This is a genomic window from Helicobacter sp. MIT 01-3238 (assembly GCF_003364135.1).
GTDB lineage: Bacteria > Campylobacterota > Campylobacteria > Campylobacterales > Helicobacteraceae > Helicobacter_B.
Window position 1 is genome coordinate 82,112 of the sequence record NZ_NXLN01000005.1, and the last position, 24,907, is coordinate 107,018.

Consider the following 24,907-nt stretch of genomic DNA (forward strand, 5'->3'; position numbering starts at 1 on the left):
CGTCTATGCAAAGTCATTTTTCTAGCTGTGAGCTAGATAGGATTCCAAAGGAACTTCTTGGGCTAAAATCCCCACCCAAAAGGCTTTTTTTCACAGGCGATACAAGCCTACTAGATATTTCGCCAAAAGTCGCTATCATCGGCACTAGGAAGCCAAACCAATACACCCAAATCCAAACCACAAATCTAGCAAAATCTATCAGCCAAGCAGGTGGTGTGGTGGTAAGTGGGGGGGCTTTGGGCGTGGATATTATCGCTCATAGTGCCGCGCTTCCCCGCACGATTATGATTTCTCCATCTAGCCTTGATACTATTTATCCTGCAAGCAACTCAAAGACAATCTTTCAAATCGCTACAAATGGGCTAATCCTAAGCGAATACGAAAACAACAAAACCCCACAAAAATATGATTTTCTTCACCGAAATCGCCTAGTCATCGCCCTAAGCGACATAGTGATAATCCCCCAAGCCGACAAAGCAAGCGGCTCTCTCTACTCTGCTAACCTAGCCCTAGAATCCAAAAAGCCCCTTTTTGTCCTCTCTCATCGCATAGGAGAGTCGCTAGGGACACAGGATTTATTACTAGAGGAAAAAGCAGAGGCGATTTTTAGCATAGAAGCATTTTTGCAAAAAATAGGACTACAAGAACTCACCTTAGATTCTAGTAGCGGAGACTATGCAGAGATTTTAGATTTTTGCAAGGGGAGTCCTAGCTTTGAAGAGGCATATTTGCGCTATGGAGAGGAGATTTTAGCTCTTGAGCTAGAGGGGAAAATCACCCGCACAAATGGACGCGTGGTGGTGCAATGAGCGCACACTCACAGCCAAAATCTAGCGTGATTATCGCTTGTGATGTGGGGCTAAAGCGCATAGGGCTAGCCACACTCACAAATGGCATAGTCTTGCCACTAGAGCCCATAATCCGCAAAAATCGCAACCAAGCAGCTAGAGATTTGCGCGAAGTGCTACAAATGCGCGGTGTAAATAAGCTAATCGTAGGACTTCCACTATATCAGCACACACAAGATATAAACTCGCAAAATCCACAAAAAGAATCACAGCAAACATCACAAAACCACACAGATTCTAGCAATGCAAAATCTGGCATAGATTTTATAGATTCTAGCCTAGATTCTAGCACAAACCCTACTTCTGTGCGCATAAAGCACTTTATTGGGCTGCTAGATTGTGCTAGTATGTGCTGTGAGGTGATGTATGTAAATGAGGATTTTAGCTCTATCATCGCCCTAGAAAACCTATCCCACACTACCAAATCCGCTCGCAAAAAATCAGTCAAAGACGGCAGGCTGGATTCTCTAGCGGCGTGCGAAATCCTGCGCCGCTACCTTAAAATCAGTGATGCAAATCCATAAAATGTAGTGTTTTTGTGCGTAAATAGCTTGAATATTTTACAAGATTTTGCAAATTTATGCGTATTTTTGGGCTTTTTAAGCGTTTTTGCGACACACTTGCCCAAAACTAAATTATAATAGCGTTTTTACTTTATCCCAAATCCACGCAAAATCTAACATCTCTTTATTAGCAATCATCTAATCATAAGCACATTTACATTAACCAAAACGCACCATATAAGGAGATTGTCGTGCTTTACTACCTGTATTCTTATTTTGATGTCAATATTTTTCGCTACCTTACTTTTCGTGCGGGGATAAGTTTTTTTGTAGGATTTTTGCTATGTGTGTTTTTGATGCCCTACTTCATCTCTTGGGCAAAGAAGCGCAAATCCTGTCAGCCTATCTCACGCTATGTCCCCGCTCACAAATCCAAATCAAACACCCCCACTATGGGAGGCGCAGTATTTATCTTTAGCACAGTGATAGCCTCGCTTCTATGCGTGCAGTTAAGCAATATTTTTGCCACGCTTGGTATTATCGTGCTTGTGGCTTTTGGGCTTATCGGCGGGAGAGATGACTATATCAAAATCGCACACAAAAGCAACGCAGGAATGAGTGCTAGGGCGAAAATGTTATTTTTGTTTGTGGTGTCTTTTGGTGTGTGTTTGATTTTGTATTATTGTGCGCATCTAAGCTCGGATTTTTATTTCCCCTTTGTCAAAAATCCTCTTTTCGCACTTAGTAACTATCCCACGCTAATGATAGCGTTTTGGGTGCTTGTGTTTTTGGCTAGCACCAATGCTGTAAATGTAACAGACGGGCTAGATGGGCTTGCTACTGTGCCTAGTATTTGCGCGATATTTACGCTATGTGTGTTTGTGTATTTATCGGGCAATATTGAGCTTAGTAAGTATCTATTTTTGCCAAAGGTAAATGCAGGCGAGCTAATGGTAGTAGGTGTTGCCCTAATCGGCTCTTTGCTAGGATTTTTGTGGTATAACTGCCACCCCGCACAAGTATTTATGGGCGATAGCGGAAGCCTATCTATCGGAGGCTTTATGGCGTATATGGCAGTCGTCTCAAACAACGAAATACTACTAATTCTAATCGGCTTTGTTTTTGTGGTAGAAACACTATCTGTGATGCTCCAAATCGGTAGCTACAAGACACGAAAAAAGCGGATTTTTCTTATGGCACCTATCCACCACCACTTCGAGAAAAAAGGCTGGGCAGAAAACAAAATCATCGTGCGATTTTGGGTGATAGCCATACTTGTAAACCTAATCGCACTTCTAAGTATAAAGGTGCGCTAATGCCACAAAGCAGTAAAATCCCTATAAAAGTCCCACCTCACTTGCTTCCTAGCCACATTAGCGTATTTGGCTATGGGGTTACAAGCAAGCCATTTGTAGAGTTTATAAACTCACTTGGCAAGACTTGCTCTATTTATGATGATAGGTTTGAGGTAAAATCTAGCGATGAGTGCGGCAATGCTTTGCTCCCACCTAGTGCGTTTGATGAGAGTAAATCTAGCCTAGAGTTTATAAGCCCCGGGATTTTGCCTACTCATAGTGATTTCTCAAAAGCGCGAAATCCTATCGGCGAGTATGACTATGCCTATAAGCTAATGAGTGCAAATGATTTTGAGCTAAAAAGTATATGGATAAGCGGGACAAATGGCAAAACAACCACCACGCAAATGCTAACTCATCTGCTAGAATCTTTTGGTGCACTCTGTGGTGGCAATATCGGCACACCACTTACCACACTCGCGCTAAAGCACGCACAATCACTTGAATTTACCAAAAATCCACCCCAAAAAGAGATTTATCAAAATCAAAATAACCCAAAAGAAAAAACCACCAACACTCCCAAAAAAGATTCAAAAAAAGAGCCTTTTTGGGTGCTAGAATCTAGCTCTTTTGCTATGCACTATGCCCACATTGCTACCCCGCAGATTTATCTGCTACTTCCACTTAGCCAAGACCACATAAGCTGGCATAGCGGATATGAGGGCTACATAGAGGACAAACTCCGCGTTTTAGCGCGTATGGGCAAAGGCACTTGCGCCCTGCTACCACAAGAGCTAAAATCTCACAAAATCGTGCAAGAATATATCCACAAAAATCACTCAAAGCCCAATAATGAGTGTACAGAGTGCGCAATTTTTTATGAGGATTCTAGTGATTTAGCGAAGTTTTTGGGTATAGAGCTAGATAGCATTTCTTTTGGCGAGCCGTTTTTGCTAGATGCGCTTGTGGCACTTAGCGGGTCGGTGTTGGCACAAAAAATGGGCTTATTAGATTTTAGCGGGGATTTTAGTGCTACCCCTGCGTATTTTTTAGAAAAGCTAAAATCTTTCCACATAGGAGCGCACAGAATTGAGGAATTTTATGAGCCCTATAATCAAAATGGAGCAAAATCCAATCTACAATGGCTTTGGGTAGATGACTCCAAAGGCACAAATACCGATGCCACACTAAAGGCTTTTACACGATATAAAGGCAAGCGCATCTATGCTTTGCTAGGGGGCGATGATAAGGGAGCAGATATTGAGCCTATTTTTGAACTTATCGCAGATGGATTTTGCAAAAAAAACAGCTTTGTAAAGATTTTTGCCATAGGTAGCAATGAAAAAAAGATTTTGTCCCTAGCGCAAAAATATGACATACCTGCCTTTGCTTGCCAAAATCTAAAAAACGCTATGGGGTGCATAAAAAACGAGCGAGAGAAAGATTTGATAGAATTTAGCGATGATTTTGCAAGTGAAGCAAAATCATCGCAGACAAAATCCACTCAACAAGATACAGAAAAAAACGCAAAACAAGATTCTAAGGCAGATTTTATCGCTTCTTTTGTCGGGCTACTCTCTCCCGCAGCAGCAAGCCTTGACCAATTTCGCTCATACAAAGAAAGGGGCGAACTTTTCAAAAAATACGCGCTAGAATCATAATTTAGGAGCAATGATGAGTAAAAAAACACAAAATCCACAAGAGGAAGAAAAAGCAGCCTACAATCCAAAAGCGATAGAATCTACTATCTATGAAATCTGCAAAAATAGAGGGTATTTTGAGACAGATGGCAATGCAGCCCTTGCTAAAAAACGACAAGAAAGACTAAAGCAAGAAAAAAATAGCGACAAAAATGGCAATGAAGCAAATGAGAAAAAATTAGAGCCAAAAGACACGCATTTTTGCATAATGATGCCCCCTCCAAATGTAACAGGCGTGCTTCACATAGGGCACGCACTTACCCTTAGCTTGCAAGACATTATCGTTCGCTATAAGCGAATGCAAGGCTTCATCACTCTCTATCAGCCCGGGCTAGACCACGCAGGAATCGCCACGCAAAATATCGTAGAGAAGCAGCTCTTAGCAAAAGGGATAAAAAAAGAGGAGCTAGGCAGGGAAGCATTTATCAAAAAAGTGTGGGAGTGGAAAGAAGAGTCTGGAGGCAAAATCACAGGGCAAATGCAAGCCTTAGGGATTTCTCCCGCACTTTCTAGGGCGCGATTTACTATGGATAAAGGCTTGCAGCAAGCCGTGAGGGAAGCATTTGTCGCGTGGTATGAGCAAGGGCTAATCTATCAGGGGGATTATATGGTGAATTGGTGCACGCACGATGGAGCACTAAGCGACATAGAAGTGGAGTATGAGGGGCAGGATACAAAGCTATATTATATCGCTTACAGGCTAGCTGATAGTTCGCAAACTAGCGATTATTCTTTGAGGGCTCATAGCGCGGATTTTGCAGACGCGCAAGGGGACACAAATGAGCATAATTTCCCAAAAGACGCCCTTGTAGTGGCTACTACGCGCCCTGAAACTTTCTTTGGCGATGTCGCTGTGATGATAAATCCAAATGATTCTCGCTATGCTCATTTGGTGGGCAAATCTGTCGTGCTTCCTCTGCTAAACAAAGAGATTCCTATCATCGCTGATAGTGCGGTGGATATGGAGTTTGGCACGGGTGTGGTAAAGGTAACGCCCGCACACGACATAAACGACTATGAAGTAGGCAAACGACACAATTTAGAAAACCTCGTCATATTTGATGAAAAAGGAATCTTTAATGCAAATGCAAAGGGGTTTGAGGGTAGGGAGCGACTAGAAGCACGAGAAGACATAGTCGCAGCACTACACTCTTGCGGTGCATTGCTAAAAACCCAAGACTACCAAAATCAAGTCGGCAAATGCTATCGCTGTGGCAACATAATCGAGCCATATATCTCAAAGCAGTGGTTTGTCTCAAAAGAAGTTGCTAATGGCGCGATAAAGCGCGTAAATGAGGGCGAAGCGAAGTTTTATCCAAGCGCGTGGCTAAATAATTTCAATGCGTGGATGCGTGAGCTACGACCGTGGTGTATCTCGCGCCAGCTGTGGTGGGGGCATAGGATTCCTATTTGGGACTGCCAAAACCCCAAATGCGCTCATCGCTTTGCCTCCAAAAACGAAGTAGAATCTAGCTGCCCAAAATGCGGAGGCGAGCTAAAGCAACAAAGCGATGTGCTAGATACTTGGTTTAGTTCAGGTTTGTGGGCATTTAGCACGCTAGGGTGGAAAAACAATCTATCTTTAGATACTAATCACACAGATTCTGCACCCTTGCACGAAGCAAGCACGAGCGAGAATCCATACAACCCAGATGATTTGACAAATTTCTACCCAAATTCCCTGCTTATCACGGGATTTGATATATTGTTTTTTTGGGTAGCTAGAATGCTATTTAGCGGCGAGTCTTTGCTAGGCAAACTACCATTTAGGGATATTTATTTGCACGCCCTTGTGCGCGATGAAAATGGGCAAAAAATGAGTAAATCTCGCGGAAATGTCATCGACCCGCTAGAAATGATAGAAAAATACGGCGCGGATTCACTGCGATTTAGCCTTGCCTATCTATGCGCACAAGGACGCGATATACGACTATCCACCGCTCAACTAGAGATAGGCAAAAACTTTGCAAACAAACTTTTTAATGCCACGCAATTTTTGCTTTTGTATGCTAGGCAGCAAGATTGTGGATTTGGTGGATTTAGTAAGGTTAGCAAATACCACACGCCACTTGGCAGATACGCCAAATCGCGTCTAAATACTGCAAATAGCGAGCTTATAGCTGCACTAGAATCTTATCGTTTCAATGACGGCGCAAGCGTGCTTTATCGCTTTTTGTGGGGGGAATTTTGCGATTGGTGTATAGAGCTAGCCAAAGTGCAAAAAGAAGCGATAAACGAGCTTGGAGCGGTGCTAGCAGACGCGCTAAAGCTATTGCACCCTTATATGCCCTTTATCAGTGAGGAGCTATACCACAAGCTAAGGGGGCAGGAGCTAAAAGATGCCCAAAGCATTATGGTGGAGGAGTTTCCTAGCGATTTTGAGCGGGATTTGGAGGTGGAGGCAGAATTTGAGATGATAAAAAACGCTACGATTTCTTTGCGCAGACTAAAAGCAAGCATAGATTTGGCAAATAAGCCCGTGCAACAAGCATATATACAGAGCTTTGATGACAAAAAAATCGCCCAAAAAGCCCTAGATTCTATCCAAAAACTTGCACGAGTAGAATCTATAAAGATTTTTGATAGCACAGATACCAAAAACTTCGTAGTAGATATAGGCGAGGGCGTGAAGTGCTACTTACCGCTTGATAATATCGATTTATCGCCTATTTTGGCTAGGCTAGATTCTCAAAAACAAAAGCTAACAAAAGAGCGTGATAAGCTAGAATCAAACCTCAAAAATGATAGATTTTTAGCAAACGCGCCAAAAGAGGTAGTCTCAAAGCTAGAATCTAGCCTGCAAGAAGTCCTAGACAAACTACGCAAAATCCAAAGCGAAATAGACACGCTAGATAGAAGATAGTTTGGCTTCTATCAGCGATGGAGCTTGATTATTTCCGCACAATGTAGGGATTTTGTTTCGCAGATTTTTGCGCACTATTAAGTTGGTATTTTGGGCTGATATTTTGGTGGATTTGCGATAAGTGAGAGAATCTTTCTTGGCAAAATATTGTGTTTCTTTGTTCTGCGTGCTTGGCGCATTTGATTAGTGTGCTTGATAAGATTCTCTATTGCATTATGGATAAATGTCTTAATTCTTACTGATTTTGAAATCCGCATTATTTACCAATCTATTGGCAAACTTTGCAAACGCGCTGATTCTACCACACTTTTTAGATGATACAAGCTAGTTAGCATAGCTACTTATAGCGTTTAAAATTTTTACTTCTTGCGTCCGTCTTCTAGGACTTTGTGGCTTCCATTTTCATCAAACTCAACTACCACATAGGGCAAACCTTGTTTGTTTAGCTCCTCCATAAATGGGTCGGGATTGTTTTGCTCCATATTCCACACACCAGAGCCTTGATTAGAATCTAGCCCTTGAGATTCTCCACCTTTTGGCATATCCGCGTTAAACGAGGGAACGCAACCCAAGCCATTAGAATCAAGATTCTCAAATTCTAAGGTTGCAGATGAATTTTTGGGGTTGTGCGAGGTAAGCGAATGAGACGCACTCCTCGTGCGTTGCAGTGAAGCGTCCGAAGCACTCCCCAAAAAGTCGCTGCAAACTGAATTTGTTATTTTTTCACAATTTATGCCCCACTTGCCCTCACATATCAACTTCGCCCCTATCATCGCAGGCACACCTGTGGTATAGCTCACCCCCTGTGCGCCCACCTCCGCGTAGCACTCCTCGTGCGTGCAAATGTTATAAATGTAAATTACGCGCTCCTTGCCATCTTTTAGCCCCTTTATGTAGCAGCCGATATGCGTCTGCCCTTTGGTGCGCGGGGCGAGACTTGCGGGGTCTGGCAGGAGTGTTTTTAGCACCTCTATTGGCACGATTTTGCCCCCCTTGTGTGCCACCTCATCGATTCGCAACAGCCCCACATTCTCCAAGCACTTCATATGCGTAAGATAGCTCTCCCCAAATGTCATAAAAAAGCGGATTTTGCGCAGTCCCTTGATATTGCGAATAAGCGATTCCAACTCCTCGTGGTAAAGCAAATAGCTATTTTTCACGCCCACGCCCAAATAATCCCACTCTTTCATTAGAGCAAGCGGGGCGACATCGCGCCACTGCCCGTTAAAATACGGCACATTTTGCAAATCCTGCGTGTTTGATTCAAGTGCGAAGTGCTTTTCCTCTCTTTCAAATTTGCGATAGATTTTGTCTTCTTGCAAGTCGGGGTTAAGTGCTAGATTTGAATCCAAACTCACAGAATTTGCGACACTTGAATTACAAAGTTTTTGCGCAAAATCACTAGAAATTCTAGAATCTTGAGAGAAATTTGTGGGTTGTGTAGCATTTGGCGAATGAGGCGCACTTGCGTGTGCACCGCAGTGAGATGAATGCAAACTCCCGCAAATTTCGCCAAGAGTCGAATTTTCCTTTACCCAATACCTAGCTTTGCTGCTCACTTCGCGCAAGTTAATTTCAGGGTTAAAGTTTGTCGCAAACGCATAGCCGTGGTCCCCAGCATTGCAGTCCAAAATATCAATGCTGTGAATCTCATCAAAATAATGCTTTTGCGCATAAGCACAAAACACATTAGTAACCCCCGGGTCAAAGCCACTTCCCAAAAGCGCGAAAATCCCCGCTTCCTTATAACGCGTGTCATAAGCCCACTGCTCCTTATACTCGAAGTACGCGTTATCGGGGTGCTCGTAGTTTGCAGTATCGAGGTAGTGCGTCTTTGTGCGTAGGCACGCCTCCATAATTGCCAAATCTTGGTAGGGCAAAGCCACATTTACCACGAGTTTTGGGCGGTATTTCTCTATCAAAGCCACCACAGATTCGACATTATCAGCATCTACTTCATCGATTTCAATCTCTCCAAAGCCCTTAGAATGAATGCTATCCGCAATCGCCTTGCATTTAGACAAAGTGCGCGAAGCTAATATAATGCGCGAAAACACACCACCAGATTCAGCGCGATTTATCGCCATTTTGTGCGCCACCACGCCACCTACGCCACCTGCTCCGATTTGTAAAACACACGCCATTTTCACTCCTTATAAGATTTATGCACCTAGTAGATTTACATAGTTGAGATTTTAGCAAAATTTCTTTAAGCAAAAAACACAAGATTTTGCTTACAAAGCCACGCCCTTATAGTAAAGCAACTTAAAGCGATAAAAAGTTTTGCAAAATTTGCAAGCCGATTTTGTGGCTTTTTTCGGGGTGGGCTTGGATACCTAGCACATTATCTTTTGCGACAATAGAGGGAAACCTAGTGGCTTCTACCTCACTTTTTTTGTGGCTCTTGCTAGGCTCGCTATATTTACACCACGCCAAAACATCTCTCTCATCGACATTGCTCGCATAATATGAATGCACAAAGTAAAGATACGCACCATTTGGCACGGTATCTAAAAGCGAGTGAGGAAGCGCGCAAATCTTTTGCTTATCCAAGTTTGCATCCTCATTAGCAAAAAAGTTTTGATTCCACCCGATATGAGGCGTGCGCAAATCCTCCCCAAACTTCACAATCTCGCCTTTTAAAAGCCCTAGCCCTCTATGCTCTCCAAACTCATAGCTTCGCTCAAAAAGTAGCTGCATACCCACACAGATTCCAAGCATATATTTGCCACTTTTGACAAACTCTGCTATCGCTTCATCAAACCCACTTTTCCTAACTAGCCCCACCACATCGCCAAACGCACCCACACCGGGCAAAATCACTTTGTCATAATCACACAATTTGTGCGGGCTAGACTCTATGGCAAGGCAAGCACCAAGATATGCAAATGAATTTCTCACACTTCCTAGATTTCCCGCTCCGTAGTCGATGATAGCGATATTTTGTGTTTTCATTGTCGCGCTTTTGATACTTTTGACATTTACTAAATTATCTTACTAAACAAACTCTAAAACATCATTTCCCAGCGATTTTTTCACACCGCTCACATAGCCCGCCACTAGAGCTTGCCATATATCGCCAGCACCGCTCGCATTTGCACTCGCCACTTTTGTGGATAGCATAGATTTTGCCCTCTATCTCTATTGTGGAGATTTTTTCGCCAAGCTTTTTGCCCTCTTCACTTACTATAAGCCACTTAGCACTTTCTTTGAAATCGCCAAAATCCCCCACCACACAAAGCTCAAGCCCTGATTTTACTACTCCGTCTTTTTTTAGGCTATCAAGCGTTTCGTTAAATTTATTTCGTAGCTCAAGCAGCAGGATAAAATCTACATTTTCCCTATCACTAGCAATCTCTTTGTAAGATTCTAGTGGGGCAATCTCAAAAACGCCAAATTCTCCTCCTACACCCAAAATCTTAGGCGCAAAAGAGAGTGCTTCCTCTATGGTGTAGGTAAGCACAGGTGCTAGCAAATGACACAAATGGCTTAAAATCACTGCCATTACGCTTTGGTGTGCCACTCTCTCTTTGCCATTTTTTTTATCACAATACAAGCTATCTTTGCACAAATCCAAGTAGATTCCGCTTAGCTCATTGCTAATGAAATATGAGAGAATCTGCATAGCACTGATGAAATTATACTCTTTGAAATGCGCCCTAGCTTGACTAAACGCGCTAAAAGCCCTGCTTAAAATAAACCTATCTATCTGTCCTAAATCACTCTCTTTAGCCAAGCAATCCAAATCGCTCACATTTGCCATAAGGAATCTAATAGTATTGCGGATTTTTTTATACTGCTCGCTTACTTGCTTTAGTATGTCATTTGAAATTTTTTGGTCATTTTGATAATCACTTAGTGCTACCCAAAGTCGCAAAATCTCGCTACCATATTGCTTTAGCACCTCTTGAGGTAGGACTACATTGCCCTTTGATTTGCTCATTTTTTGCCCATTTGCATCCATTGTAAATCCGTGAGTAAGCACGGCTTTATACGGTGCACGCCCTTGCAAAGCACAGCTTAGCAAAAGAGAGCTTTGAAACCACCCTCTATGCTGGTCGCTCCCCTCCAAATACATATCACTAGGATATTCTCCTGCATCATAGATTCCGCTTTTTAGCACGGCATTCCAAGTGCTACCGCTATCAAACCACACATCTAGTATATGCTCGCATTTTTCGTATTTGTGCGCTTGAGATTTGTAGCTTGAGGGAAGTAGCTCTTCTATCTCTTTGTCCCACCACGCATCACAGCCCTCTTTTTCAAATATTTTTGCGATAGATTCTAGCACATCTTCATCTAGCAGTGGCTCGCCGCTTTCTTTGTCGATAAAAAACGCGATAGGAACTCCCCAATCACGCTGTCTAGAGATACACCAATCAGGGCGATTCTCTATCATAGCATTTATGCGATTGCGTCCGCTTGCAGGATAAAATCTAGTCTCATCTATCGCCTTTAGCGCGACTTCTCGCAAAGACTTGCCATCTAAAAATGGCTTATCCATTAGGATAAACCACTGCTTTGTTGCACGATATATCACAGGCTCGTGTGTGCGCCAGCAGTGCGGATATGAGTGGACAAATTTGGAGCAAGAGATGAGATTCTCCCCTAGTAGCTCTAGGATTTTCTCATTTGCCTTAAAAATATGCAAGCCAACAAAATCATTTGCCACGCTACTAGGCAGTAGCTCACACACACTCTCATCATAGCAGCCTTTATCATTCACGGGCATCAAAATCTGCGTAGGATTGTATTTTGCCATTTTTGCTTCATCGGCGTATTTTAGCCACAAGAAATAGTCATCTTCGCCGTGTCCGGGCGCGGTATGCACAAGCCCACTTCCCCCCTCCATAAGCACGTGCTCGCCTAGCAAAATCACAGATTTTCGCTCATTTAGCGGGTTTATCGCTTCGCAGTATTCTAGCTCTTTTGCATAGACTTCTTTGAGAATCTCGCCTTTTGTTATGCCTTTGTCGATTAGAGAATCTAGCAGTGGTTTTGCTAGCAAATATCCCTCTTCTGTGATGACATAGATTTCATTTGGATTTAGCGCGATAGCTTGATTTGATAGAAGCGTCCAAGGCGTGGTAGTCCATATCACTGCTTTTATCTCTTTATTTGACTCTAGGGTGAGTTTTTGCTTTGATTCTTGCGTGAGAGAAAATCCCACAAAAATACTATAATCCTCTTTGTCTTTATACTCCACTTCCGCTTCAGCTAGCGCACTTCTAGCTGCCCAGCTCCAAAATATCGGCTTAGAGCGAGTGGCTAGCAAGCCCTTTTTTGCCACCTCACAAAGCGTGCGATAGATATTTGCCTCAAAGGCAAAATCCATAGTTTTATATGGATTTTCAAAATCCCCCAAAACCCCCATTTGCTTAAATTCATCTGCTTGGATTGCGAGATATTTAGCAGCGTGAGCGCGACATAGCTCGCGGATTTTAGATTTTGGCAGAGTGTCTTTTTTTGCCTTTCCTTGTGCATCTTTGCCAAGTGATTTTTCTACTTGCTGTTCTATGGGCAGTCCGTGGCAGTCCCAGCCCGGTGTATAGCGCACCGAATCGCCATTAAAAAAATGTGTCTTTATGACAATATCTTTTAGGATTTTATTTAGCGCGTGCCCTATGTGGAGATTGCCATTTGCATAGGGAGGTCCATCGTGTAGAGTGAAAGTCTTTTGTGGATTATGAGTATTTGTAGCACGCAAGGAGCGCATTTTGTGATAAGCTGCGCAATCTTTTTGCCATTTTTCATAGATTTTTGGTTCATTTTGGGGTAGATTGCCCCGCATTGGGAAATCTGTCTTTGGCAACAACAAAGTGTCTTTATAGTCCATTTAGTGTCCTTTACTAAAGTTTATAGGCAAGTTTTTAGGCTTTTTAAGCAAAATCTAAAATGCTTAAAAAAACGCTATTGTAGCCAAAAAATACCTCAAAAAAGCTTAGTGCAATGCTCGCTTGCCAAAAGTTTGCCCCCAATAAGCCTAAATTGCTAAAAGCAAATTGCCAACGCAAACCACAAAAGCAAATCACAAAATCCACCTACAAAATTTTCCTAAAAAAATTTTTTTGCAATTTTTGCAAACCTAGCACGCTCCGTATTTATAATAAGCCGCGCAAGCCCCCTCAGAGCTTACCATACAGCTTCCTAGTGGGTGGCTAGGGATACAAGATTTGCCAAATACCTTGCAATCTAGTGGCTTTGCCACCCCGCGCAGTATATCCCCACAGCGACAAGATTTGTTATCTGCTATGGGGGTAAAATCTAAAACCTCTTCAAACTCACGCACTGCATCATAAGCACGATACTCTTTGCGCAATCTTAAGCTAGAGTTTGGCACTTCGCCTAGCCCCCTCCACTCAAAGCTAGGTGCGATTTCAAAAAATGTATTTACTAGTTCTTGTGCTTTTTGATTGCCCTGCATATTTACTACGCGGGTGTATTGCACTTCTAGCTTTGGGTTTGCATTGTGGGTTTGTATGTCATTTGCTTGGCTAGCTAGCATAGCGATACTTTGCATCATATCCACAGGCTCAAAGCCACTCACCACGATTGGAATGCGATATTTCTCTAGCAATGGTTTGTAGATTTTCGCACCTGTGATGACACTTACGTGAGATGGAGCGATAAGCGCGTTTATAGCACAATCTTTGGAATCTAGTATGGCTTCTAGCGGTGGAGGGACTAGAATATGATTGATATGAAAAAATAGATTTTGGCATTTTGCTTCTATGGCGCGAGATAGTAGTGCGGCACTCATAGGCGTAGTCGTCTCAAACCCGATAGCAAAAAACACGACTTTTTTGCTTGGATTTTTTAGAGCGATTTGCAGGGCTTGGCTAGGCGAGTAGAGAAACCTCACATCTGCGCCTTTGGCACGGGCATCTTGGAGAGAGCCATTACTCCCCGGGACTTTTAGCATATCGCCAAGCGTTAGCAAAATCACATTTGGCTGCATAGCGATAGTGTATGCTTGGTTTATGCGAGATTTTGGCATCACACATACAGGGCAGCCCGGTCCGTGTATGCACTCAATATTGCTTGGCAAAAGCCCCTTTAGCCCATAGCGCATAAGCGTGTGAGTATGCCCTCCACACACTTCCATCATTTTTAGTGGAGTTTTTAGATTTTTGGCTAGTTTGTGGATTTGCTTTGATAGGGCTAGAATAGCGTCTTTTTGGCGAAATCCATCTAGCAAAAGAGAAGTGCTTAAAGTGGCTGAAGTTTTTGCAGGAGCGTTTGCAAAAGCACTTGCAGAAGCATTTGGAGTAGAATCTTTGCTAGACATTGCCCTATCCTTAAAAAATATGTGAATCTAAAATGCACCCAAAATCTTATGGCTTAAACTCGCTTGGCAAGCTACTATAAGACTCCTCGACTACGGCGAAATCTGGCTTTTCGCCCTCATACTTGGCTATGTCTTGTGGGCTTAGTGGCGTCCAAGTAAGGCTTTCCCCTAACCACCCCTTTTTATCTAGGCTTGCCCTTAGTGATAGATTGCCATTAGATTCTATGGTAATTTTTAGGTAGTAAGTCTTGCCATCATCGTAGTTATACACCTCTCCGCCCTCATATACGCACTCATCAGCAGATTTTGATAGCCCATAGACAAACACCGCACCTTTATCCACGCGCTCTCTTAACTTTGGATTTGGGTTTTTTATGTCTTTTTTGGGTCCGCTACCATCGACATTGGCATAGCCATAGGCGTAGATTTTGGTTTTGCTACCATTGCTTTTTGTGAAAAACTCTACGATACTTTGACGCCCGCTTTTGCCTATGTGGGTTTTGTAGTGCTTTGTCTTAGTGCCTAGCTCACATTCTTTTGCTTGAGCTATACTAGCAGAGCCAAGCCCCAAAGCAAAGCAAGCCACTAGCCAAAATCCACCATTTGTATGTCTGTGATTTTTCATCTACTCTCCTTTATGGCTTTTGTGATTTTATTGCGTTTTTTGCGCTGTGTCATATTGCTCATCTATGTATTCATCATCGTCCATACTTGCTACTATTTCCTCATATAGCTTTATGGATTCTAGCGCGGATTGTGTATCAATCTTGCTCATCACATAGCCGATATGCAATAGCACATATTCCCCCACTTGGACTTCATCTTGCATCAAATCTAGGCTTGCCTCGCGGCTAACGCCTAGCGTCTCTATGGTGGCGGTATTGCTAGATTTGTCTATGGATATGACTTTTGATGGGATAGCTAGACACATTTACTCTCCTTTTTGTTAGACATTTGGCACAAAAATCCTAAAACTTATGTTTGGAATGATACCCTTTCATTTTGCATTCCACAATAAAAGTGCGCACTTTTTGGATAGAATCTATGTCATCTTTGCTTGTGAGAAAGATAGGAATGCCTTTTTTTAGCTTAGCCAAATCACTCTTTACCCGCTCCAAATCAAAGCCAAAATGCTCTATCAAGTCTGCTTTGGAAATGATAAGTGCGTCTGCACACAAAAACATCGTAGGATACTTTAGCACCTTGTCATCGCCCTCTGGCGTGGATAAAAGCACGATATTTATATCCGCACCGAGATTGTAGCTCGCTGGACACACAAGATTGCCGACATTTTCAATAAACAGATAGCCTACACTCTCTAAAGCATTGCTAGATTTTAGATGATGATATGCCTCCTCTATCATTGTAGCATCTAGGTGGCAGGCTTCGCCTGTGAGGATTTGATAAGCGTTTATGCCTTTTGCTTTTAGCCTATCAGCATCGCGATTTGTCTGCAAATCTCCCTCAATAACGGCAAACCCAAAATCACTAGATTTTGCGCTAGATTCTGCAAGGGTTTCTAAAAATGTCGTTTTTCCACTGCCTGCAGAGCTCATAAGGTTTATCACATATAGCCCATCTTGCGCGTATAACTCACGCATTTGCAGGGCTTTTTTGTCGTTTTTGCTTAGCACTTTTTGGACAACTTCCATAGTTATGCTTTGGGTTGTGTTTTGAGTTTGTGTTAGATTGTCTTTCATTATGGATTTCCTTTTTGGTGTTGTTAGGAGTTGTGCGAAAGGCTAAAAGTGGTGGCTATACATAAAAGACATAAGCAAAAACATAAGATGAGATAGGACAAACCCAAGCAATATCCAAAGCTAGCCCGAGATTTTAGCCAAATATCACACAAGAATATTTCACAAGATTTTTGCACAATGCTTTTTATAGCGGGCTTTCTAGCGTGCCTTGTGGCAAAATCTCACTATCCAAAACCACTACCCAAAGCTAAGCTAGATAAACATTTTTAGCGGATAGCTTTCTTTGCTTATCCTCTTTAGCTCCATATATGCCACAACCCCGCGCATATCCTCGCTATTTCGGCTAGATTTTATCTCGCTTTGCGCTCTATCTATCATCTCTAGTTCAAGTAGCACATACACAAACGCCTTATGCACCCTCTCGCTTTTATCGCTCAAATCACTAAAGATTCTTAGCCATTTATCAGGGCTTAGCTTGGCGTGCGTAGACTTTGCTAGAGCCAAATAATCATCACCATCAAACCCCACTCCCTCGCCCAAATCTATGATTTGACTAGAATCTAGCGGGCAAGATTCTAGCGCAAGGCAAGTTTGCAAGGCATTGTGCAAAGAGGGTTTATCAAGGTAGTCTTGGACTTCAAGGGCTTTTTTTATCTCTTTTGGCACACCACCCTCACAGATAATCCCAAGCGCAAATCGGCGAGATAGCAAAGGCTTAGTCGGGTCCTTTATCACTTCAAGGGCATTTTTGGCACTTTTAAGAGCATAGTTTTGCCAATTTTTCACCACAAACGGAGAATCTTTTTCTAAGTGATATTTGTTTATCTCCTCATATTTTCCGTTACTGATGCTTACAAGTCGTGCCAAAAGTTTGTCTATGCGGGAGTTTCCGCACTCTTGTGAGCCTAAATTTGGCAGTAGCTCAAAGCGAGATATGATAAGCGATAGAGTGCGCAAATGCGGGTTTTTTATCGCACTTGGAGATGGCTTAGCAACTCTTTTAGAAAAATTTTCAAAAAGTTTTGAGCGTATTTTTAGGGCGTTTGCTATGAGAGAGGCAGTATCTGCGATGTCATTTAGGCTTTGCTTTGGATTTTTTAGCAGATTTTGCCCTATGCTTTTTTGTGGATTTTGCAGCGTGCTACTTTGGACTATTTGCCCTGCTGTTTTTTCTTGCGCGGTATTGGCACTTTTGGCATCTTGCGTGCTAGAGTGTATCTCATCTATTGTTGGATAAGTGTTTTGTGGATGGGCATTTTGCGTGGCTTGGAAAAGCACTTGAGAGATTAGAGAGTCCAAATCCTCATAGTTATTTCTGCGCACGATAAGCGAGCGCACCCAGCTATACGCAAAAAATAGCGAGCTATACACAAAAAACACCACCAAAATCAGCACTATCCATACAGCGATATGCAGGCTCATACCAAACGCACTATATTCTTGTGTGTCAGTGATAGTGTATGCTCCGATATACACAGCGATGATAAAAAACAGCGAAAACAACGCGTAGTATTTAAACTTCAATCTAACTCCTCTACTTTGATTTCAAACATTTCTAAAGCACCCGACACTTCTTTTAAGCACCTAGCCTCGCACTTCAGTCCCAAACGCTACCAAAAGAGCGAAAATCTTGCAATACTTCACGCCAAAATTTGATTTTGCAAAGATTCCTACCAAGACTTCGCCACAGACTTAGTTGCTTTATCATCATTTGCTTTGTCATTTTTGGCTACTCTTTGGGATTTCTCATAGACTTCACGGCAGTCGATACAATATCGTGCGTGAGGCTTAGCACGCAGTCTATCTGTGCTTATCTCATCATCACACATTTCACAAATCCCATAAGTGCCATCTGCAATCTTTTGCAACGAGCTCTCTACCTCTTGCAATTCTAAAGCATATTTTTCAATAATGAGACAATCAAGCTGCCCTTGAATATGTGCCACTGCCAAATCGCTATCATCTTTTAGAGCACTAGAGTGCAAATCTTTGATATTACCATTTCTAGAATCCAAAATCTCTAATAGACTTTTATGCCTAATCTCCAAAATATTTTCAAACTCCTTAAACTTCGTTTTTGTTTGGCGTTTTGTATTCTGTTTTGCGCACTTTTTGTGTGGCATTTTTGCTCCTTATTTGTGGTATGGGTGGTGGTGGATAATGCTTAGAGCACGATAGATTTGCTCTAGCAAAACAACGCGAACGATTTTGTGCGAGAATGTCAAATCACTAAGGCTAATCGCACTTGTTTTAGAGATAAACTCATCATCAAATCCATAAGGACCCGCGATAAAAAAGCGTAAATCCGCTTTAGACTGCCTCACGCTATCGACAAGCTGTGAGAATTGAATGCTATCAAGTTTCATTCCTCTAGGGTGAAGTGCGATAGAATCCGCCTTTGTCCCAAGCAGTGGGCTAAAGGCTTTTGTATATGCTGCTTGAGCTAGGCTTGCACTTTTGTTTTGCTGTGAGTTTTGCGCTCTTTTTAGTTTTTGATTTTGCCATTTTTGGCTTTTGTTGTGCTTGTGAGCGACTTTGTGTGCGCTATCTATGTCGGTGTTAAATATTGATTCTACACACACACTTGCATTAAATGTTTGGCACAGCTTTTGGTAATGCCACTCTAGCGGTGTCATAGGCATCGACTTAGATATGGTGTAAAGCAGGATTTTCATAGCCATAAGGATTGAGATACAAGCTCAAATCTTTTAGCGTCTTGCGCAAATCGCCTCGTGCTACCACCATATCAATAAGCCCGTGCTCAAGCAAAAACTCCGCCGTCTGAAAGCCCTCTGGCAAATCCGCGCCGATAGTTTGCTTAATCACTCTTGCTCCTGCAAAGCCTATCATCGCTCCGGGCTCTGCGATGATAATATCCCCCAAAAAAGCAAAACTAGCACTCACCCCGCCAAAAGTCGGGTCTGTAAGCACAGAAAAAAACGGCAATGAATGCTCGCTTAAGCGATTTAGCGCAGCAGAAGTCTTTGCCATTTGCATAAGTGAGTAAGTGGATTCTTGCATTCTAGCTCCACCGCTTGTAGATACGATAAGCAGTGAGTGCTTTTTCTCACACGCCCTACTTATCGCTCGGACGATTTTCTCTCCCTCTACCGAGCCCAAGCTCCCCCCCATAAACGCAAAATCAAATACCACGATTTGAAATGGGACTTTTTCTATCAAGCCCTCGCCTGCGATGACAGAGCTAGGACGCCCTGTTTTTTGGGTGTATTTTTTTACCCTTGCCTTGTAGCTTTCTTTATCGACAAAATCAAGCGGGTCAACAGGGGCTAATCCCTTATCAAATTCTACAAAACTCCCATCATCACAAAGCAGATTGATTCTCTCATTTGCCGATATTCTAAAGTGATGATTGCATTTGGGGCAGACTTGTCCGTGCTCATAAACTTCTTTATAATACATTAGCGAGCCGCATTTGTCGCATTTCACCCAATGGCTTGAAGTATCTTTAGCACTTCTTTCTTCATCGCGTTTGAGGTTTTTTAGAAAATCTACAAAACCCATTCTCTCTCCTTATACTCTATCTTGTTTTGTTGTATTTGTGGGATTGGTGTTCTTAGCGTGTGTTTGTCAAAGATTGCCTAAAAATTACTTAAGAATTGATTTTTGAATCTGCTTTAGTCCAAAACAATCCCTGAAATCATATCAAAAATTTCTTTATACTTGCTGACAAGCAAAAAGAACGCACCATTTTTATCCACTATTTCCCTGATATGCAAGTCCCGAGCCAAAAACTGTCCAGCTTTAGCGTCATATCGCCTACTTTTCCCCCCAAGAAGCAAAAACCTCCCCTCCAAGCAATACGCCCAAGATAGCGCACCCGCACCTAGTGAGCGAAATTTAACCTTGTGATTGTGTAGCTTTGCCACCACGCTAGGATTGCAATACGCCCGCTCAAAGATTCCACATTTTGGGGGTTGTAGGGGCTGTGTGTTTTTATCATCGGCGATAGGTTTTGGGCGCAAAATCTCCTCTCTAAATAGATGAAGTTTTGTATATGGGGGAGAAATCTCATCTAGCGAATTTTGAGTGTTTGAGGGTTTGCAATCCCGCTTAGAGTCCGCTCTATCATAGAATACCTCGCCACTGCAAAAATTCATAATGCACGCTTCTTTTACATTGCCATCTTTATCACAAAGCGCCAAAGAAGCACCATAGTAGGGAATGTTTGAGAGATAGTTATCACTGCCATCAAGCGGGTCTAGCACGATAATATCACTTGACTCCCCCCTGCATTTTATAAGCCCCCCCTCTTCAGAATCAAGGCTTGCAATACCAAGCAGTGCCTCCCCAAACTCCTCCTCACACAGCAAATCCGCCCCGATACTTATATCCCCTCCAGCTCCCTTGCTGTGTCGCACAAACATTGCCCTGTCCCTTTTAGCAAGGATTGGTGCTAGCTTCGCCCCTGCTTTCATACAGCCCATCAAAAACTGACTTGTTTGTAGCAACTCATCAAATTTCATCATTTTTCCTTAAAAACAATCCTAACAAAACTCTATCTAGTAACCCACTTGCAATTCACTTAAAAAAACCTACAAATCCCTTAGAAATCTATGAGCGATAATCCGCATTTATCGAAATGTATTGCGGTGTCAAATCACAGCCATAAGCCTTTGCAGATTTTGCACTATTTGTGTTTTTTAAATCAGCGATTATGCTTACTTCATCAAATCCTAAAATCCTTGTTGCTTTTTTTTCATTGATTTGCAAGGCTTGCCCATTTTTCATTATGATGATTTCCCCACCTTTGCTTGTGATTTTTAAATCCAACTTTTCTTTTGGGAATTCAACCCCTGCATATCCCATAGCACACAGGATTCTACCCCAATTTGCATCATTGCCATACACCGCACACTTTACAAGATTTGAGCTGATTATGGATTTTGCTAGTTTGCGTGCTACGCGCTTGCTTGGAGCATTTTGCACGCTAGCAGTGATTAGCTTGCTTGCTCCCTCGCCGTCTTTTGCGATTTGGCGAGATAGCTCATCACATATCATCATAAGCCCTTGCACAAACGACTTATAATCCACGCTCCTCTCATCGACTATGAGCTCATTTTTTGCGGTTTTGTTGCTAAGGGCTAGCACCATATCATTTGTCGAAGTGTCCCTATCCACGCTTATCATATTAAAGGTATTTTTGGTTACTTTTTTTAGGGCTTTTTGGAGGAGTTTTTGAGAGATGCTTATATCAGTGATGACAAACCCAAGCAATGTCGCCATATTTGGGTGTATCATTCCGCTACCTTTAGCTATGCCAGCTAAGCGGATTTTTGAGCCATTTTTGCTTCTAAACTCTAGCGAGCATTGCTTTTGGTGTGTGTCTGTCGTCATTATCGCTTTTGCTGCATTGCTTGCGCAAACCTCACTAGAGCCTTTTGCTTTGGCAAGGCTTAGGATTCCTTTTTTTATTTTTGGCATTGGTAAAGGCACGCCAATCACCCCTGTGGAAGCCAAAAGCGTAGAGTGAAAATCTATATCTAGCGCGATACTCGCACTTAGCGCACTCTCTAAGCAGTCTTTTTTGCCTCTCTCTCCTGTGCAAGCATTTGCGTTACCTGCATTTATGATGACAGAGTGAAAGTAGGGCGTGTCTTTTAGTCGCTCTATGTTGTATTCTACGCAGGCAGCCCGCACCTTATTGTGCGTGAAAACCCCCGCAGCCACACAAGGAGTAGCACTATAAAGTAGTGCCATATCAAGCCTATCTTTATACTTCACGCCAGCTTTTACCCCCGCAAACTCAAATGAGGGCAGGATTTCTAAGCCTTTTTTTAGCATTCGCATTTTTGGAGCAAAATCCTTGATAGATTTTTGGGTGGATTTTGTAAGTATCTTTGTGGCGTTTGTAGCTGTATTTGCATTGGTTTTTGCTTTTAGGAGCTTTAGATGAAATGTCGTGGTGGATTTTATGCTTGGTTTGGATTTTGGAGTGGTTTTGGGTGTGGACTTTGTGCTAGACTTTGTGCGTGATTTTGGGGTAGATTTTGCTATATTTGGCTTTGGTGTGCTTGTCGTTTTTGTATTGCTGGAGCGTAGATTTTGCACGATTTGACTAGGGGTTAGAGGTGGATTTTTTGCAGGATTTTGCAAATTATTTTGTTGCAAAGTATCGTTTTGTAAGTCATTGTTTTGCAAGCTAGGATTTTGTGAGCTAGAGTGTTGCGAATCTGTGGAAGTATTTTTTAGATTTGATGAGTTCATTTTATCTCCTTAGAGTCTTATGTAGCAAAACCTTTTGTGCCTTTGCTAGAGTTGCCCCCAAATCGTGTGCCAAAATCGTGCCAAAAATTTGTGAGATTTTACACTACAAAACTTAAGTTTTAGCAATTTTTAGATTTTGCTTTTGCTAAAGAGTCTTATCAAAAGTAGTAAAAGCCTTAAAAATTGCCAATATTTCCTTAAAAAATATCACAAAAATTTCCCCAAAATCTTTCCACGCAATATTTTAGGCAATATTTTAGATTTTGGTAAGCGTGTTTTGTGTATTTAGGCTTAGCTCATAGCGATTAGTATTTGTTCGCAAATCCCAGCCTTGTGTTTTCCAAAAGGCATTGCCGATTAGATTTTCGCTAAACGCAATAAGCGCAATCGAAGTGATACACTCCCTCTTAAACCCCTCTAGCGCGTAAGCCACCATAGATTTGCCGATACCTTGCAAGCGGAAATCTTTATGCACGCAAGCGTGATAAATACTTCCATAGCGTCCATCGTGTCCGCACAAGATAGAGCCTACGATTTTTGGCTTGCTTTCTTTGTCTTGAAGTGCCAAACCTCTAAGCACCAAATCGCTACCCTGCTTATCTTTTTGGCTTGTTATTTCTGCGACAACGCTAAGATTTGGATTGCGCTTTAGAAATCTCTCTATCCCCTCACGCGAGTCATCTACACTGCGGATATAAAACCCCTCAATATGCGCCCACAAATGAGCCACCGCTTCATAGTCATCAATACTCATAGGGCGGATATGGATAATGTGCTGATTTTGCATTTTTTTGCACTTTTGATTTTTAGGTTTTAGCCACATTTATGGAAATAACGGCACAGCTTCAAGCCCTGTGTGTTCACTGATTCCAAAGAGTAAATTCATATTTTGCACAGCCTGCCCAGCCGCACCTTTGATGAGGTTATCTAGCGTAGCAGTGATGATTATGCGGTTTGTGCGCGTGTCAAAATACGGCGCAATATCGACAAAATTACTACCCTCTACCCAGCGCGTTTGCACACTCATATCCGCTTCCAAAATCCGCACAAATCTTTCCCCCTCATAAAAATCTTTATAAACTTGTGTTAGCAAGTTTTTAGGAGAATCTGCTTTGTGTAGCTCTTTTGCAAAATTCTCACTTGGCGAAGCATAGATTGTGGCAAATATCCCGCGATTCATCGGCACTAAATGAGGAGTGAAGCTAAGTGTGATTGGCTCTTTTGCTAGTTTTGAGAGAGTTTGCTCGATTTCGGGTGTGTGGCGATGAGAAGCGATAGAGTAGGCTTTGAAGTTTTCATTCACCTCGCAAAAAAGCGTATCGATTTTTGTGCCTCTACCCGCACCTGATACGCCAGATTTTGCATCTATGAGTATGCTAGAAATGTCTATGCTAGGTTTTGCGCTATATTTATCAAGTTTTGATTTTGAGGATAGAAGCGGGGCTAGGGCTAAAGCAGCACAAGTAGGATAGCAGCCCGGATTTGCGATTAACCTAGCGGATTTGATTTGCTCTCTATTTAGCTCACAAAGCCCATATACAGCCTCTTTTAGTAGATTTGGATTGCTATGAGGAGCGTGATACCACTGCTCAAAAACACTTGGATTTTCCAATCGAAAATCCGCACTCAAATCAATCACTTTGGTGCAATCTAGTATGCCCTCATCTAAAATCTTGGCACAAAAATTATGCGGTGTCGCGCAAAAAAGCACATCAATTTGCTTGGCAAGCTGCGCTAGATTTTCCCCATTTATGCACTCCAAAGGCAAGATTTCAAAAAAGTTTTGATACGCTCTTGTGTATGGCTTCCCATCAAAACTTTGAGAGCCAAGCCAGATAATCTGTGCTTGTGGGTGTGTGCACAAAAGTCTTACAAGCTCATTTGCGCTATATCCACTCGCACCCAAAATCCCTACTTTTATCATATTTGCCATTTTTTGCCTTATTTTTATTTGATAAGTTTATGCCTAAACACCGCTTTAGTCAAAACGAAATTATATAGCAAAAATGTATTTTTGTAGTTGAAGTTTGCAAGCTGTGTTATTTCTTTGTCTTGCGTTTTTTCCTGCCTTTTTTGCGAGATTTTTTGGTGGTGATTTTTTTGGGCTGTGTGGTGTTTTTGTGTTCTATGTTATCGCTTTTTGAATTATTTGGTAAGGCATTAGATTTTCTTGTTTTGCGTTTTTTTCTTTTGTATAGTTTTTTATACCTGCTTGTGCCTTTGTTTGCTTTTTTGCTTCCACTTTTATTTGCACCTTTATCCCCCCCAAACTCATACCCTAGTAGCATTCCAGCTTTTAGAATATAGGGTTTGCCCTCTATTATATCTAGCACTCTATCGACAAACACTCCACCTATATCAGCATTTAGATACAATTTACCATTGCTTCTTTGCAAAGGAAACTTTTGAGAAAACACAAAGCTAGCAGAATATATAGCATTATTAAAAAATGTAGTGTTTTTATAGTGTGCTCCATTACCCAAAT

Annotated in this window: 22 protein-coding genes; 5 read left to right on the forward strand and 17 right to left on the reverse strand. The window is 42.1% G+C overall.

What is annotated here, in order from left to right:
• Positions 1-5 precede the first annotated feature (5 nt).
• The 5 genes from dprA to CQA40_RS02820 all read left to right on the forward strand — a co-directional run bounded on the left by dprA (position 6) and on the right by CQA40_RS02820 (position 7,209).
• Positions 6-809, forward strand: coding sequence for a DNA-processing protein DprA (dprA, locus tag CQA40_RS02800; RefSeq protein ID WP_115519443.1), 804 nt, complete (start codon positions 6-8; stop codon positions 807-809).
• The gene (gene ruvX / locus CQA40_RS02805) at positions 806-1,372 is read left to right on the forward strand and encodes a Holliday junction resolvase RuvX (protein WP_115519444.1); all 567 of its coding nucleotides are present in this window, start codon (positions 806-808) and stop codon (positions 1,370-1,372) included. The genes dprA and ruvX overlap by 4 nt, the downstream gene beginning before the upstream one ends.
• Before the next feature lie 230 nt (positions 1,373-1,602).
• Positions 1,603-2,667 (forward strand): phospho-N-acetylmuramoyl-pentapeptide-transferase, encoded by a 1,065-nt coding sequence (gene mraY / locus CQA40_RS02810; RefSeq protein ID WP_023928800.1) that lies wholly within the window; start codon positions 1,603-1,605, stop codon positions 2,665-2,667.
• Positions 2,667-4,307: a Mur ligase family protein gene (locus tag CQA40_RS02815; RefSeq protein WP_115519445.1), complete on the forward strand. Its 1,641-nt coding sequence runs from the start codon at positions 2,667-2,669 to the stop codon at positions 4,305-4,307. Before mraY ends, CQA40_RS02815 begins: the two co-directional genes overlap by 1 nt.
• A gap of 13 nt (positions 4,308-4,320) precedes the next feature.
• Positions 4,321-7,209: a valine--tRNA ligase gene (locus tag CQA40_RS02820; protein WP_115519446.1), complete on the forward strand. Its 2,889-nt coding sequence runs from the start codon at positions 4,321-4,323 to the stop codon at positions 7,207-7,209.
• A 77-nt stretch (positions 7,210-7,286) separates the two neighbouring features.
• Here CQA40_RS02820 and CQA40_RS10825 read toward each other — a convergent pair whose 3' ends face one another.
• From CQA40_RS10825 to CQA40_RS11010, 17 genes are all read right to left on the reverse strand, one after another.
• A complete protein-coding gene (locus tag CQA40_RS10825; RefSeq protein WP_147290147.1) occupies positions 7,287-7,466 on the reverse strand; it encodes a hypothetical protein in 180 nt (59 codons plus the stop codon).
• A gap of 102 nt (positions 7,467-7,568) precedes the next feature.
• Positions 7,569-9,353, reverse strand: a complete 1,785-nt coding sequence (locus CQA40_RS11405) for a saccharopine dehydrogenase family protein (RefSeq protein ID WP_220271889.1) — start codon at positions 9,351-9,353, stop codon at positions 7,569-7,571.
• A 121-nt stretch (positions 9,354-9,474) separates the two neighbouring features.
• Positions 9,475-10,164: an imidazole glycerol phosphate synthase subunit HisH gene (gene hisH, locus CQA40_RS02845; protein WP_115519449.1), complete on the reverse strand. Its 690-nt coding sequence runs from the start codon at positions 10,162-10,164 to the stop codon at positions 9,475-9,477.
• A gap of 61 nt (positions 10,165-10,225) precedes the next feature.
• Positions 10,226-13,045 carry an isoleucine--tRNA ligase gene (ileS, locus tag CQA40_RS02850; RefSeq protein WP_115519450.1) on the reverse strand — a complete coding sequence of 940 codons (2,820 nt, stop codon included), beginning with the start codon at positions 13,043-13,045 and terminating at the stop codon, positions 10,226-10,228.
• A gap of 249 nt (positions 13,046-13,294) precedes the next feature.
• Positions 13,295-14,497, reverse strand: a complete 1,203-nt coding sequence (hypD, locus tag CQA40_RS02855) for a hydrogenase formation protein HypD (RefSeq protein ID WP_115519451.1) — start codon at positions 14,495-14,497, stop codon at positions 13,295-13,297.
• 46 nt (positions 14,498-14,543) lie between these two features.
• Positions 14,544-15,122: a DUF2147 domain-containing protein gene (locus tag CQA40_RS02860; RefSeq protein WP_115519452.1), complete on the reverse strand. Its 579-nt coding sequence runs from the start codon at positions 15,120-15,122 to the stop codon at positions 14,544-14,546.
• A 27-nt stretch (positions 15,123-15,149) separates the two neighbouring features.
• The gene (locus CQA40_RS02865) at positions 15,150-15,428 is read right to left on the reverse strand and encodes a HypC/HybG/HupF family hydrogenase formation chaperone (protein ID WP_023928809.1); all 279 of its coding nucleotides are present in this window, start codon (positions 15,426-15,428) and stop codon (positions 15,150-15,152) included.
• Positions 15,429-15,465: 37 nt separating this feature from the next.
• Positions 15,466-16,197: a hydrogenase nickel incorporation protein HypB gene (gene hypB, locus CQA40_RS02870; protein ID WP_115519453.1), complete on the reverse strand. Its 732-nt coding sequence runs from the start codon at positions 16,195-16,197 to the stop codon at positions 15,466-15,468.
• Between the two features lie 252 nt (positions 16,198-16,449).
• A complete protein-coding gene (locus tag CQA40_RS02875; RefSeq protein WP_115519454.1) occupies positions 16,450-17,721 on the reverse strand; it encodes a hypothetical protein in 1,272 nt (423 codons plus the stop codon).
• A 146-nt stretch (positions 17,722-17,867) separates the two neighbouring features.
• Positions 17,868-18,320 carry an RNA polymerase-binding protein DksA gene (gene dksA / locus CQA40_RS02880; RefSeq protein WP_115519455.1) on the reverse strand — a complete coding sequence of 151 codons (453 nt, stop codon included), beginning with the start codon at positions 18,318-18,320 and terminating at the stop codon, positions 17,868-17,870.
• A 9-nt stretch (positions 18,321-18,329) separates the two neighbouring features.
• Entirely contained in the window at positions 18,330-18,872 is a 543-nt protein-coding gene (locus CQA40_RS02885) for a 23S rRNA (pseudouridine(1915)-N(3))-methyltransferase RlmH (RefSeq protein WP_181882805.1), read from the reverse strand.
• The gene (gene accD, locus CQA40_RS02890) at positions 18,844-19,719 is read right to left on the reverse strand and encodes an acetyl-CoA carboxylase, carboxyltransferase subunit beta (protein ID WP_023928814.1); all 876 of its coding nucleotides are present in this window, start codon (positions 19,717-19,719) and stop codon (positions 18,844-18,846) included. Before accD ends, CQA40_RS02885 begins: the two co-directional genes overlap by 29 nt.
• Positions 19,720-19,832: 113 nt before the next feature.
• Positions 19,833-20,681 (reverse strand): inositol monophosphatase family protein, encoded by an 849-nt coding sequence (locus CQA40_RS02895; RefSeq protein WP_258864434.1) that lies wholly within the window; start codon positions 20,679-20,681, stop codon positions 19,833-19,835.
• An 88-nt stretch (positions 20,682-20,769) separates the two neighbouring features.
• Positions 20,770-22,422 carry a bifunctional glutamate N-acetyltransferase/amino-acid acetyltransferase ArgJ gene (argJ, locus tag CQA40_RS02900; RefSeq protein ID WP_258864435.1) on the reverse strand — a complete coding sequence of 551 codons (1,653 nt, stop codon included), beginning with the start codon at positions 22,420-22,422 and terminating at the stop codon, positions 20,770-20,772.
• Between the two features lie 256 nt (positions 22,423-22,678).
• Positions 22,679-23,209 (reverse strand): N-acetyltransferase, encoded by a 531-nt coding sequence (locus CQA40_RS02905; protein WP_115519465.1) that lies wholly within the window; start codon positions 23,207-23,209, stop codon positions 22,679-22,681.
• A gap of 36 nt (positions 23,210-23,245) precedes the next feature.
• Positions 23,246-24,346: an N-acetyl-gamma-glutamyl-phosphate reductase gene (argC, locus tag CQA40_RS02910; RefSeq protein ID WP_115519466.1), complete on the reverse strand. Its 1,101-nt coding sequence runs from the start codon at positions 24,344-24,346 to the stop codon at positions 23,246-23,248.
• A 115-nt stretch (positions 24,347-24,461) separates the two neighbouring features.
• Positions 24,462-24,907, reverse strand: a 446-nt coding sequence (locus tag CQA40_RS11010; protein WP_181882806.1) for a hypothetical protein, incomplete at its 5' end; no start/stop codon positions are given.